Raw genomic sequence first — 1,768 nt, forward strand, 5'->3', positions numbered from 1 at the left:
GGCGCGAGCCACTGCTGGCACTGGTGGCGACGCTGGGCTACAGCCGCGCGAGCTTCGTGCGTTTCACGGCCGGCGAGGACACCGCCACGCTATGCACCTGTCTGGAAGAGGCGCTGGCTTTCTTCGGCGGCGTGCCCGAGCACATCCTGTTCGACAACGCCAAGTCGGTGGTCGTCGAGCGCGACGCGCACGGCGATGGCCGCCATCGCTGGGACCGGGAACTGTTGGCGCAGGCCGAGCGGTATGGCTTCGAACTGAAGGTATGCCGTCCCTATCGCGCCAAGACCAAGGGCAAGGTCGAGCGCTTCAATCGCTATCTCAAGGAGAGCTTTGTCGTGCCGCTGGCCGCCACGCTCAAACAAGCCGGGCTGAAGCTGGATGTCGAGGCCGCCAACCAGTACATTGGCCGCTGGCTGACGGAGGTGGCCAACATACGGGTTCATGCCACCACTGGCGAGCGCCCCGTGGTGCGCCTTGCCGTCGAGCAAGAGGCCTTGCTGCCGCTACCGCAGGCGGGCAGACCGCTGCCTGTACGCAGGCCCATGCGCCCCATCCCGCGCGAGAGCCTGCAGCATCCGCTGGCCGTGTATGACAGCCTGCTGGAGGTGGCGGCATGAACCTGCAGCACTAGCGCATTGCCAACCTGTGCGGCCAGCTCAAACTAGACCGCGTGGCGCTGGAGTGGGGGTCGCTGGCACAGCGGGTGGCGACCGAGGACGCCAGTCTGGCCGACTTCCTGGAGCGGCTGCTCAACACCGAGGTTGCCGCCCGCGAGGAGCGCAAGCGTCAGGTGCTGACCAAGCTGGCGACACTGCCGTCGGTAAGGACGCTGGAGCAGTACGACTTCGGCTTCGCCAGCGGCGCACCGCGCATGCAGATACAGGAGTTGGGCAGCCTGGCGTTTATCGAGCGCGCCGAGAACGTTGTGCTGCTCGGGCCGTCCGGCGTCGGCAAGACACATCTGGCGACGGCGCTGGCCTATCGCGCGACGCAGGCTGGCATCAAGAGCCGCTTCCTGACGGCGGCTGACCTGATGATGCAACTAGCGACTGCGCGGCAGCAGGGGCGGCTGCGCGAGTACTTCAATCGGGCCGTGATGGGACCCAGGTTATTGGTGGTCGACGAAATCGGCTACCTGACGTTCGGGCGGGAAGAGGCGAACCTGTTCTTCAATGTCGTCGCCAAGCGCTACGAGCGGGGTTCGATGGTGTTGACCAGCAACCTGCCGTTTGCGCAATGGGCGACCGCCTTTGCCGACGACCAGACGCTAACGGCGGCGATGCTCGACCGGCTCCTGCATCACGCCCATATCGTGCAGATTACAGGGGAAAGCTACCGGCTCAAGGACAAGCGCCGGGCAGGTCAAACGAACGGCCGAGCCGCCGCCAAGGCGGCTGGCTGACGGGAGCCAGGTGGGTCAGTTTTACTTCGGCGATTCTTGCCAAAGTGGGTCAAATTTAAATCGGCGTTGACATCTATGTAGCTCACTGGAATCGGACATCATGGGCGCTGATGGTCAAAGCAAGGGAGTTGGGCCACCCGGCGGATTGGCTATTGCGCTCGCAGCACAATCACAACACCTTGCCTGGCGGCGGCAAGCTGTGGGACCAAGTAACACAGCAATTTTGAGCCCTGTGCCAACGAAGGAGGCAGTAGCTTACCGAATGTGGCAACTTAGCAGGCCGCTGAAATACCTCCAGCGGACGTCAGCGCGACGACTGGCTGAAGCGTTGCTTTGAGGATCCCATCCAATCCCACATTCATGCGC

General features: G+C 63.7%; 2 protein-coding genes. Both read left to right on the top strand.

The window, feature by feature from the left end; all coding sequences use genetic code 11:
* On the top strand, positions 1 to 617 hold a 617-nt coding region (gene istA, locus A3AG_RS0100080; RefSeq protein ID WP_018003643.1), incomplete at its 5' end, for an IS21 family transposase.
* A gap of 17 nt (positions 618 to 634) precedes the next feature.
* Positions 635 to 1,402, top strand: coding sequence for an IS21-like element helper ATPase IstB (gene istB / locus A3AG_RS0100085; protein ID WP_232348037.1), 768 nt, complete (start codon positions 635 to 637; stop codon positions 1,400 to 1,402).
* Positions 1,403 to 1,768 lie beyond the last annotated feature (366 nt).

This window comes from Cupriavidus neocaledonicus (genome assembly GCF_000372525.1).
GTDB lineage: Bacteria > Pseudomonadota > Gammaproteobacteria > Burkholderiales > Burkholderiaceae > Cupriavidus > Cupriavidus neocaledonicus.